This window comes from Ruegeria pomeroyi DSS-3, from assembly GCF_000011965.2.
Taxonomy (GTDB): Bacteria; Pseudomonadota; Alphaproteobacteria; order Rhodobacterales; family Rhodobacteraceae; genus Ruegeria_B; species Ruegeria_B pomeroyi.
The window spans coordinates 1,147,043-1,163,080 of record NC_003911.12; the positions used below are offsets into that span (position 1 = coordinate 1,147,043).

Consider the following 16,038-nt stretch of genomic DNA (forward strand, 5'->3'; position numbering starts at 1 on the left):
ATCCACCGTGCAGGGTGGAAAATTGCAGCCAACAGATGCAAGATTGCAGTCATGAACTGGGACGACATGCGGTATCTGCTGGCGGTTGCGCAGGCGGGCAGCCTCAAAGGGGCGGCCCGGTCCCTTGGGGTGGACAAGACCACCGTGTCGCGGCGTCTTCGCGCGATGGAGGCAGCGCTTGGGCGTCCGCTTGTCGAACCGCGCGGGCCGGGGCTGGGCCTTACCGACTTCGGCCAGGTGCTGCACCGGCATGCCGAGGTCATGCGCGACGAGATGCGGGCGGTGGATGCCCGGATCATGGCCGATCATGCCGCGCCGCTGGGAACGGTGCGCCTGACGTCGGTGCCGTTGATCATCAATCATGTCCTGTTGCCGGCCCTCTCCGACCTGCGCGCGGCGGCGCCGGGACTGCGGGTCGAGCTGATCGCCGAGTCGCGCGATCTCAGCCTGTTGCGCGGCGAGGCCGATATCGCGCTGCGTCTGGCGCGTCCGACAGAGGGCGGGCAGGGCGTTCTGGCGCGCAAGCTGGGCGATCTGGACTATGCTGCCTATGGCGCGCGGGGCGCTGCGGGGCCGATGCCCTGGATCGGGTACGAGCCGCGGATGGGCTATCTCTCGCATGCGGCGGCGATTGCGCGGGCGGCCGAGGCAGAGGGTGGTTTTGCGGTCGCGGTCAACGATGCCGAGTCCCTGTTCCAGATGGTCTGTGCCGGGCATGGCAGGACATTGTTGCCGCGTGCCATCGCGGATGCCGATGCGCGTCTGGTCGAGGTGCCGTTCCCCCATGTTGCCTTGCCAAGGCGCGAAGTCTGGCTGATGGTGCGCCGTGATCTGCGCGAGCTGGACAGGGTGCGTCTGGCGATGGAGTGGGTCGAACGAGCCTTTGCGGCGCGGATGTCACAGGCCCAGTCGACGCGCCCGCCAGATCACCGAGAAAATGGCGACAACCCCTAAGAGGGCGGTGGCCAGCATCAGCAGCAACAGCGGCATCGCGCCGGTTTCAGGCGACAGCAGGGCGCCGGCCCAGGCGCTCAGCGCGGCGCCGCCCCCCAGCATGATGGCGCCGTTCAGCCCCGAGGCGCTGCCCGCCAGATGCGGGCGCACCGACAGCGCGCCGGCGGTGGCATTGGGGATCGCCATGCCGTTGCCCAGCCCAACCAGTGTCATGAACCCAAAGAAGCTGTATTCCGACCCAAAACCGGCCAGCAGCGTGACCAGCGACAGCGTCACGCCAAGCGCGTTCATCAGGCAGCCCCACAGCACCATCCGGTCGACCCCGACCCGGACCGAAAAGGCGCCGCTGACGAAGTTGCCGGCGAAATACCCCAGCGCCGGGGCGCCAAAGAACAGGCCCATGCGCGCGGGCTCCATCCCGAAAACCTCGGTGCTGACAAAGGGGGCGCCGCCCAGATAGGCAAAGAACGCCCCCGAAGACAGGCCGCTGGCCAGCGAATAACCCCAGAACCGGGGCGAGGTCAGCAGGGCGGGATATTCGCGAAACTGCTGAATCAGGGTCTTGCCGCTTTTCAGCGCGGTTTCTCCGAAATCGACATAGGTGAGAATGAGCGCCGCCACCCCGAGCACGAACAGGATCCAGAAATTGGCCTGCCAGCCGAAATACTGGTCCAGCACGCCGCCCAGCGCGGGGCCGATCATCGGCACCACCGCCATGCCCATGGTCACCCAGCCCAGCATCGAGGCGGCCTCGTCCTGCTGGTACATGTCGCGCACCGCGGCGCGGCTGAGCACGATGGCCACCGCGATCACCGCCTGGCACATGCGAAAGAACAGGAATACCTCGACCGTGGGCGCATAGATGCACCCCAACGTGACGAACAGGAACAGGACCAGCCCCCACAGGATGACGGGGCGACGCCCGGCCTTGTCCGCCAGCGGCCCGATCACCACCTGCATCGCCGCGTTCACCGCCAGATACAGCGCGACCGAAAGCTGCATCAGCCGGTAATCGGTCTGGAAATATTCGGTCATGTTGGGCAGGCTGGGCAGGAAGATGTTCATGCCCAGGGCCGAGAGGCCCGACAACAGGATCAGCGTGGCAAGCGCAGGCGGGCTGCGATGCGATGGGGCGGGCGGGCTCTGCATGGTTCCGATCTAGGGGCGGCGCGCGGGCAAGTCCATCTCTGGGCATGGCTTAAGGTGTTAATTAGCAAGTTTTCATTTTGCTAACGGCTTCTTGCCAAAGATTTGCAAATTTGCCGAATTCCCCTTTGGCCCTTGCAGCATTGTCTTTATGGTCCGTTCAAATTTCAAAGGGGACAATCGCCATGAAAGACATCCTTTCCGAGCTGGAAACCCGCCGCGAGGCCGCGCGGTTGGGGGGCGGGCAAAAGCGGATCGACGCCCAGCATGCCCGGGGCAAGCTGACGGCGCGCGAGCGGATCGAACTGCTGCTGGACGAAGACAGCTTCGAAGAGTTCGACATGTTCGTCAGCCACCGCTGCACCGATTTCGGGATGGAAAAACAACGACCTGCGGGCGATGGCGTGGTCACCGGCTGGGGCACGATCAATGGCCGCATGGTCTATGTGTTCAGTCAGGATTTCACCGTCTTCGGCGGCTCGCTGTCGGAAACCCACGCCCAGAAGATCTGCAAGATCATGGATATGGCGGTGCAGAACGGCGCCCCGGTGATCGGCATCAACGATTCGGGCGGCGCGCGGATCCAGGAAGGCGTCGCCTCGCTGGCCGGCTATGCCGAGGTGTTCCAGCGCAACATCATGGCGAGTGGAGTGGTGCCCCAGATCAGCGTGATCATGGGGCCCTGTGCCGGTGGCGCGGTTTATTCCCCGGCGATGACCGACTTCATCTTCATGGTCAAGGACACCTCCTACATGTTCGTGACCGGCCCGGATGTGGTGAAAACCGTCACCAACGAGGTGGTCACCGCCGAGGAACTGGGCGGTGCCTCGACCCATACCCGCAAGTCCTCGGTCGCCGACGGCGCCTTTGAGAACGATGTCGAGGCGCTGGCCGAGGTCCGCCGCCTGGTCGATTTCCTGCCGCTCAACAACCGTGAGAAGCCGCCCGTGCGCCCCTTCTTCGACGAGCCGGGCCGGATCGAGGCCAGCCTCGACACTTTGGTGCCGGAAAACGCCAACACGCCCTATGACATGAAAGAGCTGATCAACAAGATCGCGGACGAGGGTGATTTCTATGAAATCCAGGAGGATTTCGCCAAGAACATCATCACCGGCTTCATCCGGCTCGAAGGGCAGACCGTGGGCGTCGTGGCCAACCAGCCGATGATTCTGGCCGGCTGTCTGGACATCGACTCCAGCCGCAAGGCGGCACGCTTCGTGCGCTTCTGCGACTGTTTCGAAATCCCGATCCTGACGCTGGTCGATGTGCCGGGCTTCCTGCCGGGCACCAGCCAGGAGTATGGCGGTGTCATCAAGCATGGCGCCAAGCTGCTGTTCGCCTATGGCGAGGCGACCGTGCCAAAGGTCACCGTGATCACCCGCAAGGCCTATGGCGGCGCCTATGACGTGATGGCCTCCAAGCATCTGCGCGGCGATTTCAACTATGCCTGGCCGACCGCCGAGATCGCGGTGATGGGCGCCAAGGGCGCGACCGAGATCATCCACCGTGCCGATCTGGGCGATGCGGACAAGATCGCCGCCCATACCAAGGATTACGAGGGCCGGTTCGCCAACCCGTTTGTCGCCGCCGAACGCGGCTTCATCGACGAAGTGATCCAGCCGCGCAGCACCCGCAAACGCGTCAGCCGTGCCTTTGCCTCGCTGCGGGGCAAGTCGCTCAAGAACCCGTGGAAGAAGCACGACAACATTCCGCTCTGACCCCGTAGGGTGGGCAGTTTGCCCACCTGCACGGTTGGGGTGGGCAAACTACCCACCCTACGGAACTGAAGAATCTATCAGCACCTCCTCCCGCAGTGGCTTTCTGCCCTGTGGGAGGCCTTGAAAACTAGGAGCAATGCATTGTTCTCAATTAAGAAAACTCTTTTCGCTTCGCTCGTGGCTGCTGCTTCCCTCGTGGGTTGGGAGGCTGAAGCAATGAGGGGCAAAAAAACAAAGATTTCCCAAAAAGACGTTTACATCCTGATGCTGTACACCCGCGAGCAAGACGCGCCTTTTACCGGCGCGGTTTTTTGCCCGGTTGCCAACGGCAAGGTTCAGGATTGCAAAAAAAGAGACGGCGGCTTCATTTTTGGAATGTACCGTTTCGACATCGGTACTTCCTGGTTTACCCGGGACCGTGATGCAGGGCTGCCTTATGCGTTGTTCGATAACGTGCGGTTTAAGGGGAAGGGGCAGTATGTACTGACGTCGGGGGCATTTGGGGAGGCCACAGTTATTCCGGAAGACATCACGTATTCCTTTAATTCGGAACCAGGCACAGTTTTTGTCATTCCTGAAACAGGGCAATCAGCTAGTGAGGCAATCAAAATTGCCCAAACTCTCTTGAGGGGTGAATATGGCGATGCCGTTGACCAGTTGAATATCCGGCTCATCGACGCTGTGAAGTATGATTGCGAAGGGTCGTCAGTTTACAAGCGGACTTGCAAGCCCGGTGCAGCGGTCAGCCCTTCTGCGCTGCGTAAGAACTGGTAATCCGTGGCCTGCAGGACCTGGCATATCACGCGCGCTGACGGGAAGCTCCAGCTTTCCCGCCGCTTGCCTGCGTCCTTTGACGTGGCGGCGGAGACCGTGCTTCCAGCCGCTGACCCATTGCGGCTGGCGCACCAGATCCGCCAGGACATGTGGCGTAAGCTGCAGTCCCTGTGTGGTTTCTCCCCGGTGGTCGAAATAACCGCCGAAGGGCAGGGGCTGCGGGTGCGTGCAGGCGCCCATGTGATCCGCGCGGTTCCGGGTATGGAAAGCCCGGGCGCCTGGCACAGCCACGATCTCGATTTCCAGATGGTCTATGTCACCAAGGGCTGGGTCGTCTTCGAATACGAGGGGCAGGGCGAGCATCTGCTGCGCGCGGGGTCCTGCGTGTTGCAGCCGCCCGGCATCAAGCATCGCGAATGCCGCCATTCCGACGACATGGAGCTGATCGAGATCATCTCGCCCGCCGCATTCGAAACACGGGACGAGACTGCCCCATGACCCTGCACGCCCGACATGGAACAGCGCCCGCCACGTGCGATGCGCAAGCAACCCCGGCGAGAGGAGCCCGCTTGCGGGGCCGGGGTTGCCTCTATGTCCTGGCGCTTGTGGCCGCGTTTGCCGCGCCCGCACGGGCACAGGCGCTGCTGCCGGTGCCCTCGGGCCAGCCGGTCGAACTGGCCGATATCCTGCTGGATGACAATCCGGGAGAGCTGTGGATCCGTTTCCGCTTCATCGCGCCCAAGATCGGCGATCAGGCAGGGCAGATCCCCTATGACGTGGTGGCCATCGACATGGAGCATCTGTGCACCATCCTGGCGGTTCCCTATGTCGAAAGCCGCCAAATCACCCCAGCGCGCGTGATCATCTCGATGTCGGACCGCCCGGTCGCCTTTGGCACCTCGCAGCCCGGCTCTACACAATATTTTGAGGCCTACCGCCTCCGCGAGTCTCGCTGTATCTGGGAGGAGTTTTGACGATGCCACAACATGTTGCGGGTCAAACTTCACATCAGCGGAGTTTTGCGACTTTGGAGTCACAGGCCATGAACTTGCCCGATCTCGGATGTATTTCCGAACCGTTTTCAACTATGCTCGCGCTCGGTCGCCAACGTGCGTCCAATCCCGAAAGGGTGAGGCAGGCAGAAGCTGTCGCTTCTGTTGGTTTCGATTGTGTCAGTAGGAGAAACAGATGTCGAAATGCATCAAATTCGTTGCAATGGTTGCCTTCGTTGGCGCCGTTGCCGCATGTGACAACTCGCCGAAAGAAGAGTTCGTCATCGTCGAGCCCATCTCGACCGAACCGGTCTTCACCGGCAAGTACAAGTAAAGACCTCGCGGGATCGGCCCTGCGGCCGGTCCCGCGTTTCGCCGCGCTCTCTGGCCGGGAGGGCGTGTCATGCTGAAACATCGCGGTTTCCCCAGCCGCATGCCCGGCTCTGATTTCCAGTTCACCATCCGCCGCGCCAATCCCAAGGGCGTGACGCCGCTCACCCGGCGCGAGCGGTATCGCGACCGCAAGGCGGTCGACCGGCGTGCCGATGCGCTGTTCATGCAGGCCCTGTGGGAGCAGTTCGGCGACCAACCGTTCGAGCGCGGCAATCTGGATGCCGGGCGGCTGAGTTGGCTGTTTGGTCGCGAGGTTGTGGCAGCCGAGGATCCCTTTGATCCGGCCAGCTACGAGGCGCTTCTGGTCATCGACGTGGCGGTGGCGCGGGCCTCGTTCCCCGATGCGTTCGACGGGGACGATTGGGAATGATCCATCCGGCGGCGCATATGGCCCGATCCGGGACTACCGGACACGCCCTGACCGAGGGAGGACAGGGCGTGCCGCGGCTCTCAGAAGTTCAGCTGTACCGCAAGCTGAACCCGGTCGCCTTCGAAGCTGGCGCCGGTCGAGGTGGTGCGTTCGCCAAAGATGTATTCGGCACCCAGCGTCAGATTGTCGGTGGGTTTGTAGAACGCGTTGACATGGATGGATTCAAGCTCGGTGAAATCGAGCGTGCCGGTGGAGGTCCCGAGGTCGTATTCTTCGTTGCCATAGGCGATGCCGAAGTTCCACTTCTCGCCCACATCCTGCCGGAATTCGACGGTGAAGCCGTCGACATCGTTGGCCACGCCGCCAACCGCCGAGGCACCACCGCCGATCAGCAGCGGGCCCAGTGCCTCACCGGTGACAAAGGTTGCCTGGAACAGGCCGCCATGCCAGGGGCGCAGGGCACCGGACACGGTGACGCCGGTCTGATCGACCTCGGTGCCGCCGGAAATGACGGTGCCGACCAGACCCGCGATCCGGGCCGAGAACAGATCGTCATTGTATTCCAGCGCGGCGGTGACGACCGGATCATCCGAGCGGGCGCTGTTTTCCTCGATCGAGGCGCTGAACACCGCCTTGCCGAAGGCATGGGTGTAACGCACCTGCGGCACCCGGGCAAAGGTCACGCCGACCGGACCGTTGAACTCGACACTGGTCGGGTAATGGCCGATGGGCATGAAGTTGGTCCAGGTCTGACCGATCAGCCAGTGATCGCCGATGCGGATATTGGCATGGCGCAGGCGCAGTTCGGACCGGCCGCCCGAGGCGAACAGGTCAAACTCCAGCTGCCCGCCCAGGGTGCCGATATCGGTTTCGGTGCTGGTGCGGATGCCCAGGCGCGATTGGCGCACGGTGGCACCAAAGGTACCGTCGGTGGCATTCGCAGGCTCGCCGATATTGTTCACGAATGCGGTGTCACCCTGCACAAAGTCGAAATCGTAGAAGAAATCGGCCTTGGCATATCCGTAAATGTCGATTGCGGTGCGCCCGATGTTCAGGTCGCCATTGGCACCGGCGGCACGTCCGGCCTCCAGTGCCTCGACCCGGGCGCGCAGCGCGTCCAGCTCGGCCTGGCTGCCGGCGTCTCCGGCGGTCGCCGTGCTGGCGGCCCCCAGAGCCGCCATCAGCGCCAGCGCCGAAATTGCGTCAAGTCTCCTCACCATTTCTACCCATCTCCTCGTTTATGTGGTGAGGTTTTGGGTTCCATGCGCCCCCGGTTCGAGCAAATGACAAGCAGGCGATTGGCCGTGAGCGAAAATTGCCGCGATGGTGATCGGTCGGGAGTTGAGTTTTTGCCCGTCGCACACGCTGTCTCGCCGAGGCCGGGTTTGCTGCGCACAAAGGCGTGCAGCCCGTGTGAAAGCATCTGCCGCGCCTATGGGCGGGGCTGGGATCATGCGGTGATGCGTAACGCTTATGTGACAGGGGCCATGCGCGCAGCAGCGAAGCGCCCAGTCGGCATATTCCCGCCAGAGTTGCTTGGCGCCCGGCAGAATCCGGCTCAAATCCGGCGCCGCGTGAACCGGGGCTTGGCGGCTTGCCATGGATACGGCAGCCTCGTTCAGGCGTGCGGCACAAATCTGCCTGCGTCGTGCGCGCACCTACTATTCCGTACCCCTTCCCTAAGCGGGCGGTTTGATGTCGCTGACCTCGAACCGCCCGTCTTTTTACCCGCGCCCGGCGCGGGTGGATCGGCGGATTTCCCCCAAATTGCGCGGCCCGCCGCTGAGGCTGTCACGGCGCGTGCGCGCCGCTTGATTTCCACCCGCGCGCAGCGCCATCTATCTGCCCATAAGACGGACCAATCCGAAGGAAGGGCAGGATGCAGAAATCGAAACTATTTGCCGGTCTGGCGCTTGTCGCCAGCCTGGCCGCCTGTGGCGACAACCCGACCGAACAGGCCCTTTATGGCGGCAGCGCCGGGCTTCTGGGATCGCTCGTCCTGGACGGAAACCCGGTTGTCGGCGCTGCGGCCGGCGCCGCAGGCAACATGCTTTATTGCAAGGTGCAAGGCACCTGCAACTGACGCACCGACTTCTCCCCGGGTCCTGACAGGCCCGGCTGACATCGCGCGACACGCCGTTCCTGGCCATCTGGCCGGGGGCGGCGTTTTGCGTTCCGACCCTTCCAAGACAGAGGACACCGCATGTTCAACAAGATCCTGATCGCCAACCGGGGCGAAATCGCCTGCCGGGTCATCAAGACGGCGCGCAAGATGGGCATTTCCACCGTTGCCATCTATTCGGACGCGGACAAGCAGGCGCTGCATGTGCAGATGGCTGACGAGGCGGTGCATATCGGCCCGCCCCCCGCGAACCAGTCCTATATCGTCATCGACAAGGTGATGGCCGCCATTCGCGCCACCGGCGCCCAGGCGGTGCACCCGGGCTATGGCTTCCTTTCGGAAAACTCGAAATTCGCCGAGGCGCTTGAGGCCGAGGGCGTGATCTTTGTCGGCCCCCCGAAAGGGGCGATCGAGGCGATGGGCGACAAGATCACCTCGAAGAAGATCGCGCAGGAGGCAAATGTTTCGACCGTGCCCGGTTACATGGGCCTGATCGAGGATGCCGACGAGGCGGTCAAGATCTCGAACCAGATCGGCTATCCGGTGATGATCAAGGCCTCTGCCGGGGGCGGCGGCAAGGGCATGCGGATCGCGTGGAACGATCAGGAGGCGCGCGAGGGCTTCCAGAGTTCCAAGAACGAGGCGGCGAACTCTTTTGGCGATGACCGTATCTTCATCGAGAAATTCGTCACCCAGCCGCGCCATATCGAAATCCAGGTGCTGTGCGACAGCCATGGCAACGGCATCTATCTGGGCGAGCGCGAATGCTCGATCCAGCGCCGCAACCAGAAGGTCGTCGAAGAGGCGCCCAGCCCCTTCCTCGACGAGGCCACCCGCCGCGCCATGGGCGAACAGGCCGTGGCCCTGGCCAAGGCCGTCGGCTATGCCAGCGCGGGCACCGTCGAGTTCATCGTCGACGGGCAGAAGAACTTCTACTTCCTGGAAATGAACACCCGCCTGCAGGTGGAACACCCGGTGACCGAGCTGATCACCGGCGTCGATCTGGTGGAACAGATGATCCGGGTTGCCGCGGGCGAACCGCTGAGTATCACCCAGGGTGATGTGAAACTGACCGGCTGGGCCATCGAGAACCGGCTTTATGCCGAGGATCCCTATCGCGGCTTCCTGCCCTCGATCGGCCGTCTGACCCGTTACCGCCCGCCGGCGGAAACCGCCGCTGGCCCGTTGCTGGTCAATGGCAAATGGCAGGGGGATGCGCCCTCGGGCGAGGCGGCTGTGCGCAACGATACCGGCGTCTATGAGGGCGGTGAGATCAGCATGTATTATGATCCGATGATCGCCAAGCTCTGCACCTGGGCACCGACCCGTGCCGCTGCGATCGAGGCGATGCGCATCGCGCTCGACAGTTTCGAGGTCGAAGGCATCGGTCACAACCTGCCGTTCCTCAGCGCCGTGATGGACCACCCGAAATTCATTTCGGGCGACATGACCACCGCCTTTATCGCCGAGGAATATCCCGAAGGCTTCGAAGGGGTGAACCTGCCCGAGACCGATCTGCGCCGGGTGGCCGCTGCCGCCGCCGCGATGCACCGTGTCGCCGAGATCCGCCGCACCCGGGTGTCGGGCCGGATGGACAATCACGAGCGTCGGGTGGGCACCGAATGGGTGGTCACGCTGCAAGGCGCCGACTTCCCGGTCACCATCGCCGCCGATCACGACGGATCGACCGTCAGCTTTGACGATGGCAGTTCGATGCGGGTGACCAGCGACTGGACTCCGGGGGACCAGCTGGCCAACCTGATGGTGGACGGCGCGCCGCTGGTGCTGAAGGTGGGCAAGATCTCGGGCGGGTTCCGTATCCGCACCCGGGGCGCCGACCTGAAGGTGCATGTGCGCACCCCGCGTCAGGCGGAACTGGCGCGCCTGATGCCCGAGAAACTGCCGCCAGACACCTCGAAAATGCTGCTCTGCCCGATGCCCGGCCTGATCGTGAAGGTCGATGTCGAAGTGGGCCAGGAGGTTCAGGAGGGCCAGGCGCTGTGCACCATCGAGGCGATGAAGATGGAAAACATCCTGCGCGCCGAGAAAAAGGGCGTGGTCGCCAAGATCAATGCCAGCGCCGGCAACAGCCTGGCCGTTGACGACGTGATCATGGAGTTCGAATAACCCCATGTTCGGGGCACGCACATATCCTCGCGCCTCGCGGCCGCTCGCGGTGCTGGCCCTGATCGGGCTGGCGGCCTGTGCGCTGGACCGCGAGGCCGAGGTGCGTGCCCAGCTCGGCGGCTGGATGCCGCTGGGCGACACGCTCTATTTCGAGTCCAAGCTGGAATGCACCGCCGGGGTGTTCGCCACCCCGGCCGATATCCTGCAAACCAAGGTGCGCACGGTTTCGACCCTGCGCGACGGGTTGGCGGCACTGTCGCGCGAGGCCATCGTTGCCTTTGACCTTGAGGGCGAGACGCCCGATCAGGTCTCGCAGGCGGTGATGTCGGCGGATCTGCCCAAGGGTTTGGGCATCCTGGCCTCGGGCCTCAGCGCGCGCGCCTGCATGGACGAGGCCACCAAATCGGCCTATCTGAGCGCGCTGCACTCTCCCGCCGCGCTGCTGATCTTTGCCCCCGACAACAACGCTCTGGTGATCCTGGACCGGGATCGGCGACAGGTCTTCTTTGCCCGGGGGGATGTGTGATGGCGGCGCGCGTGCCTCAATCCAGCCCGCGCCGGTCGCGGATTTCCTGTTCGCGGGTGGGCATCTTGTCGATCGAGCGGGTCAGCTCGCGCACGCTCCACGGGGTTGGTTTGCGCAGCTTGACGCCGCCGTCCTTGTCGATCAGCACCAGGGCAAAGCCGCGCGGGCGCAGTTTCTGGCGCGCCGGCGCGCGGGCGGCCGGATCGGTATCGGTCAGCACCACCACGTCACGCTCTTCCAGCATGGCCGCGCCTGCGCGCAGCATCTCGATCTGCTGCTGGAACCTGGGATCGGCCTCGGTATCGGCAAAGATCACGATGGGCCGTTTTATCCATAAAAATTCGCTCAAATCGCTGTCACCGGCGGGCCGGATCAGCGCGTCCTGCTCGGGCTGGGTGGCATCGGCAGCCCAGCCGGCAAGCGGGAGAAAGGCAAGGAAAACAAAGGCGAATAGGGGTTTCATATGGTCTCCTGTCCGCTTCAATATAACCGTGGCCGCGCCGATTGCGACCACTTGCGAGGGCGCGGGATGCAAAAAGTTTAACGTTAATGGCTTCGTCAGGGGTTGGGCATGACTGTGAAGGTACATTCCCGCTCCCACCGGGTCCTGAGGGCCCGCAAGAAAGGCTGCGCCATGGACGTTATCCTGCATATCGGCGCGCATCGCTGCGCGACCACGACATTTCAGCATTACCTTCGCCAGAATGCCGACCGGCTGGCCGCCGATGGCACCGGATTCTGGGGGCCACGGCGGACGCGCAACGGGCTGTTTCGCGGCCTGCTGCCCACGCCCGGCCCCGCCACCGGGCGCGACCTGCGCCGCCGCGCGGTGGGGCGGGTGCGGCTGAACCTGGCACGCACCGCGCTGGGCGGCACCCGGCGGCTGGTGGTCAGTGACGAGAACATGCTGGGCTCGATGCGGCAGAACCTGCGTCAGGCCGAGCTGTACCCGGACGCGGGCGAACGCATCGCCCGCTATGGCGAGGCCTTTGACGGCAAGATCAGCGATGTGGTGCTGAACATCCGCTCGCCCGAGCTCTGGTGGTCCTCGGCGCTGGGCTATGGGCTGACGCGCGGCTTTGGCCTGCCCGGAGAGGTGGCGCTGGACTGGATCGCGCAAAGCCGGCGCAGCTGGCGCGACGTGATCGCCGATATCGGTTGCGCGCTGCCCGGTGCCCGACTCTGGGTGCTGCCGTTCGAGATTTTCGCCGGCCGCCCCGAGGCGCAGCTGGAGGCGGTCACCGGTCGCCCGGCGCCGCACGAGCATAGCCGCGACTGGCTGAACGCCACGCCGCGCCTGCCGGAACTGCGCGAGATACTTCCGCCGCGCCTGGCCGAGGCGCTGCCCGGCGGCGAGGGCCGCTGGACCCCCTTTGCACCGGACCAGGCCGCCGCCCTGCGCGAGGCCTATGCCGATGACCTGATGTGGCTAGCCGCGGGCGCTGACGGGCTCGCCTGGCTGATGGATGATCCGAACAAGAAACCGGCGGGGCAAACCCTGCCAAGACCCGAATTGACAAGAGGAAGACGCAATGAGCAAGACCGACGATTGGCGGGCGCTGGCTGAGAAAGAGCTGCGCGGGCGCCCCGTTGAAGACCTGACCTGGCAGACGCTCGAAGGGATCGACGTCAAGCCGCTCTATACCGATGCGGACACCGCCGAGCTGCCGCATATGGGCGGGATGCCCGGCTTTGGCCCCTTTACCCGTGGCGTCAAGGCGACCATGTATGCGGGCCGCCCCTGGACCATTCGGCAATATGCCGGTTTCTCCACCGCCGAGGAATCGAACGCCTTTTACCGCCGCAACCTGGCCGCCGGTCAGCAGGGTGTCTCGGTCGCCTTCGACCTGGCCACCCATCGCGGCTATGACAGCGACCACCCCCGGGTGGTGGGCGACGTGGGCAAGGCCGGTGTCGCCATCGACAGCGTCGAGGACATGAAGATCCTGTTCGACGGCATCCCGCTGGACAAGGTCTCGGTCTCGATGACGATGAACGGCGCGGTGATCCCGATCCTGGCCAGTTTCATCGTCGCGGGCGAAGAGCAGGGCCATGACAGATCGGTGCTGTCGGGGACCATTCAGAACGACATTCTGAAAGAGTTCATGGTCCGCAACACCTATATCTATCCGCCCGAACCCTCGATGCGGATCATCTCGGACATCATCGGCTATACCTCGGACAACATGCCGAAGTTCAACTCGATCTCGATCTCGGGCTATCACATGCAAGAGGCCGGGGCGAACCTGGTGCAGGAACTGGCCTATACCCTGGCCGACGGGCGCGAATATGTGCGCGCCGCGATCGAGGCAGGGATGGACGTGGACAAGTTCGCAGGCCGCCTGTCCTTCTTCTTTGCCATCGGCATGAACTTCTTCATGGAAATCGCCAAGCTGCGCGCCGCGCGCACGCTGTGGCATCGCATCATGACCGAGTTCGGCGCGAAATCCGAACGCTCCAAGATGCTGCGCACCCATTGCCAGACTTCTGGTGTATCGTTGCAAGAGCAGGATCCCTATAACAACGTGATCCGCACCGCATACGAGGCGATGAGCGCGGTTCTGGGCGGCACTCAGTCGCTGCATACCAACGCGCTGGACGAGGCGATCGCGCTGCCCACCGATTTCTCGGCCCGCATCGCGCGCAACACCCAGCTGGTGCTGCAGGAAGAGACCGGCGTGACCAAGGTGGTCGATCCGCTGGCGGGCTCCTATTACGTCGAAAGCCTGACCAACGACCTGATCGAGAAGGCCTGGGCGCTGATCCAGGAGGTCGAGGAGATGGGCGGCATGACCAAGGCCGTGGCCAGTGGCATGCCCAAGCTCAGGATCGAGGAAAGTGCGGCCCGCCGTCAGGCGATGATCGACCGCGGCGAAGAGGTGATCGTCGGCGTCAACAAGTACCGCAAGGACAAGGAAGACCCGATCGACATTCTCGACGTCGACAACATGGCGGTGCGCGACGCCCAGATCGCCCGGCTGGAGCGTATTCGCGCCAGCCGCGACGAAGCGGCTTGCGCAGCGGCACTCGATGAACTCACGCGCCGCGCCAAAGAGGGCGGCAACCTGCTTGAAGCGGCCGTCGAGGCGGCCCGCGCCCGGGCATCCGTAGGAGAGATCAGCATGGCGATGGAAAAGGAATTCGGCCGCCACCGCGCCGAAGTGAAGACCCTGGCCGGTGTCTATGGCGCGGCCTATGAGGGCGATGAGGGCTTTGCCGCGATCCAGAAGTCGATCGAGGCCTTTGCCGAGGAAGAGGGCCGCCGCCCGCGTCTGTTGGTTGTCAAGATGGGCCAGGACGGCCATGACCGGGGCGCCAAGGTGATCGCCACCGCCTTCGCCGACATTGGCTTTGACGTCGATGTGGGGCCGCTGTTCCAGACCCCGGCCGAGGCGGCGCAGGATGCCATCGACAACGATGTGCATGTGGTCGGCATCTCCAGCCAGGCGGCGGGCCACAAGACGCTGGCGCCGCAACTGGTCGAAGAGCTGAGAAAGGCCGGTGCCGGCGATATCATCGTGATCTGCGGCGGGGTCATTCCGCAGCAGGATTACCAGTTCCTCTATGATCACGGGGTCAAGGCGATCTTTGGCCCGGGCACCAATATCCCCGAGGCGGCGCAGGATATCCTGAAGCTGGTGCGCGACGCGCGCGCGGGCTGAGGGCAGGGGCTGGGGGCGCTGCCCCCCGGCCTGCGGCCTCCCCCCGGAGTATTTCGAACCAGAAAGAAGCGGCAGGCGTTGGCTTGCCGCTTTTTTGCTGTCAGTCTCTGCTTTGGCAGGAGGACGGTGATGGAACTGGATCATTTCGCGGTGGCGGGCGAGACGCTGGAGGCGGCGCGGGCGCATGTGGAGGCGGCGCTGGGCGTGGCGATGCAACCGGGCGGTCAGCATGCGCGGTTTGGCACCCATAACACGCTTCTGGGCCTGGCGGACGGGCTCTATCTGGAGGCGATTGCCATCGACCCCGGCGCGCCGGGGCCGGAGCGGCCGCGCTGGTTCGATCTGGATCGCTTTTCAGGCCCTGCTCGGCTGAGCAACTGGATTTGCCGGGTGCCCGATCTGCAGGCGGCCCTGAGCGCGGCGCCAGCGGGGGCGGGGGATATCGTCGATCTGGAGCGCGGTGCGCTCAGCTGGCGGATGGCGGTTCCGGCAAGCGGCGTGCTGCCCTATGACGACCGGTTTCCGGCGCTGATCCAGTGGCAGGGCGATCTGCATCCGGCGGCGATGCTGGCGCCCTCGGGCTGCGCGTTGCGCTGGCTGGTGGTGACCCATCCCGAGGCGCGGGCGCTGGCAGAGCTGTGCGGGCCGCTGGAGCGCGTGGTGTTTGAGACCGGGCCATCGGGCCTGCGCGCCGAAATCGACACCCCGCACGGGATGCGGGTGCTGGCATGAAGATCCGGCCGGCGCGGGCGCTGGATGCGGCTGATATCGCCGGGATCGCCAACCATTACATCCGCGACACGCTGGTGACCTTTACCACCGAATTGCGCAGGCCAGAGGCTGTGGCCGGTGATATCGCCGCCCGCGCGCCCGCCTATCTGGTGGCCGAAGCGGCGGGAGCTATTCTGGGTTTTGCCACCTATGGCCCGTTTCGTGCCGGGCCCGGTTATGCTTGCACCCGCGAGCATTCGATCCTGCTCGACCCAGGCGCGCGGGGGCAGGGGGCGGGGCGCGCCCTGATGACGGAACTGGAGCGGGTTGCCCGCGCCGAGGGGGTGCATGTGCTGGTGGCAGGTATCTCGGGTGCCAATCCGGGCGCTGTGGCGTTTCACCGTGCATTAGGCTTTGCCGAGGTGGGGCGCCTGCCGCAGGTCGGACGCAAGGAGGGGCGTTGGCTCGACCTGGTCCTGATGCAGAAAATTCTGGACGCCGACCCAAATTGACGCACCTGACACCGCCGGGCGAAGGCGCTAG

Annotated in this window: 17 protein-coding genes; 14 read left to right on the forward strand and 3 right to left on the reverse strand. The window is 64.3% G+C overall.

What is annotated here, in order from left to right; translation table 11 throughout:
* The first annotated feature begins 51 nt into the window (after positions 1–51).
* Positions 52–954, forward strand: coding sequence for a LysR family transcriptional regulator (locus SPO_RS05540; protein ID WP_011046839.1), 903 nt, complete (start codon positions 52–54; stop codon positions 952–954).
* Here the strand turns inward: SPO_RS05540 and SPO_RS05545 are convergent.
* Positions 898–2,103: a multidrug effflux MFS transporter gene (locus SPO_RS05545; protein WP_011046840.1), complete on the reverse strand. Its 1,206-nt coding sequence runs from the start codon at positions 2,101–2,103 to the stop codon at positions 898–900. The two genes, SPO_RS05540 and SPO_RS05545, sit on opposite strands and share 57 nt — an antisense overlap.
* A 182-nt stretch (positions 2,104–2,285) precedes the next feature.
* Between SPO_RS05545 and SPO_RS05550 the strand changes: the two genes are divergently transcribed.
* From SPO_RS05550 to SPO_RS05570, 6 genes are all read left to right on the forward strand, one after another.
* Positions 2,286–3,818: an acyl-CoA carboxylase subunit beta gene (locus SPO_RS05550; RefSeq protein ID WP_011046841.1), complete on the forward strand. Its 1,533-nt coding sequence runs from the start codon at positions 2,286–2,288 to the stop codon at positions 3,816–3,818.
* Positions 3,819–3,959: 141 nt separating this feature from the next.
* Positions 3,960–4,592 carry a hypothetical protein gene (locus SPO_RS05555; RefSeq protein ID WP_044027984.1) on the forward strand — a complete coding sequence of 211 codons (633 nt, stop codon included), beginning with the start codon at positions 3,960–3,962 and terminating at the stop codon, positions 4,590–4,592.
* Positions 4,593–4,739: 147 nt separating this feature from the next.
* Positions 4,740–5,090, forward strand: coding sequence for a cupin domain-containing protein (locus SPO_RS22440; RefSeq protein WP_144084051.1), 351 nt, complete (start codon positions 4,740–4,742; stop codon positions 5,088–5,090).
* A 71-nt stretch (positions 5,091–5,161) separates the two neighbouring features.
* Complete coding sequence (locus SPO_RS05565; RefSeq protein WP_230981776.1) at positions 5,162–5,566, forward strand: DUF6497 family protein; 405 nt, start codon at positions 5,162–5,164, stop codon at positions 5,564–5,566.
* 214 nt (positions 5,567–5,780) lie between these two features.
* Positions 5,781–5,918 (forward strand): hypothetical protein, encoded by a 138-nt coding sequence (locus SPO_RS23190; protein ID WP_011046843.1) that lies wholly within the window; start codon positions 5,781–5,783, stop codon positions 5,916–5,918.
* A gap of 69 nt (positions 5,919–5,987) precedes the next feature.
* Positions 5,988–6,347, forward strand: coding sequence for a hypothetical protein (locus SPO_RS05570; RefSeq protein ID WP_011046844.1), 360 nt, complete (start codon positions 5,988–5,990; stop codon positions 6,345–6,347).
* Positions 6,348–6,427: 80 nt separating this feature from the next.
* On the opposite strand, the gene SPO_RS05575 is transcribed toward SPO_RS05570, so the two are convergent.
* Positions 6,428–7,567, reverse strand: a complete 1,140-nt coding sequence (locus SPO_RS05575; RefSeq protein WP_011046845.1) for a DcaP family trimeric outer membrane transporter — start codon at positions 7,565–7,567, stop codon at positions 6,428–6,430.
* Positions 7,568–8,226: 659 nt separating this feature from the next.
* Here SPO_RS05575 and SPO_RS05580 point away from each other — a divergent pair.
* From SPO_RS05580 to SPO_RS05590, 3 genes are all read left to right on the forward strand, one after another.
* Positions 8,227–8,430, forward strand: coding sequence for a hypothetical protein (locus SPO_RS05580; RefSeq protein ID WP_011046847.1), 204 nt, complete (start codon positions 8,227–8,229; stop codon positions 8,428–8,430).
* 120 nt (positions 8,431–8,550) lie between these two features.
* A complete protein-coding gene (locus tag SPO_RS05585; RefSeq protein WP_011046848.1) occupies positions 8,551–10,596 on the forward strand; it encodes an acetyl-CoA carboxylase biotin carboxylase subunit in 2,046 nt (681 codons plus the stop codon).
* Positions 10,597–10,600: 4 nt separating this feature from the next.
* Positions 10,601–11,122 carry a hypothetical protein gene (locus tag SPO_RS05590; protein WP_011046849.1) on the forward strand — a complete coding sequence of 174 codons (522 nt, stop codon included), beginning with the start codon at positions 10,601–10,603 and terminating at the stop codon, positions 11,120–11,122.
* A 16-nt stretch (positions 11,123–11,138) separates the two neighbouring features.
* Here SPO_RS05590 and SPO_RS05595 read toward each other — a convergent pair whose 3' ends face one another.
* Positions 11,139–11,585 carry a DUF4174 domain-containing protein gene (locus SPO_RS05595; protein ID WP_044027987.1) on the reverse strand — a complete coding sequence of 149 codons (447 nt, stop codon included), beginning with the start codon at positions 11,583–11,585 and terminating at the stop codon, positions 11,139–11,141.
* A gap of 171 nt (positions 11,586–11,756) precedes the next feature.
* On the opposite strand from SPO_RS05595, the gene SPO_RS05600 reads away from it, so the two are divergent.
* The 4 genes from SPO_RS05600 to SPO_RS05615 all read left to right on the forward strand — a co-directional run bounded on the left by SPO_RS05600 (position 11,757) and on the right by SPO_RS05615 (position 16,007).
* A complete protein-coding gene (locus SPO_RS05600; RefSeq protein ID WP_044027989.1) occupies positions 11,757–12,689 on the forward strand; it encodes a hypothetical protein in 933 nt (310 codons plus the stop codon).
* A complete protein-coding gene (gene scpA / locus SPO_RS05605; protein ID WP_011046852.1) occupies positions 12,655–14,784 on the forward strand; it encodes a methylmalonyl-CoA mutase in 2,130 nt (709 codons plus the stop codon). Before SPO_RS05600 ends, scpA begins: the two co-directional genes overlap by 35 nt.
* Positions 14,785–14,913: 129 nt before the next feature.
* Positions 14,914–15,516 carry a VOC family protein gene (locus SPO_RS05610; protein WP_030003190.1) on the forward strand — a complete coding sequence of 201 codons (603 nt, stop codon included), beginning with the start codon at positions 14,914–14,916 and terminating at the stop codon, positions 15,514–15,516.
* Positions 15,513–16,007, forward strand: a complete 495-nt coding sequence (locus SPO_RS05615) for a GNAT family N-acetyltransferase (protein WP_011046854.1) — start codon at positions 15,513–15,515, stop codon at positions 16,005–16,007. The genes SPO_RS05610 and SPO_RS05615 overlap by 4 nt, the downstream gene beginning before the upstream one ends.
* The last annotated feature ends 31 nt before the right edge of the window (positions 16,008–16,038 follow it).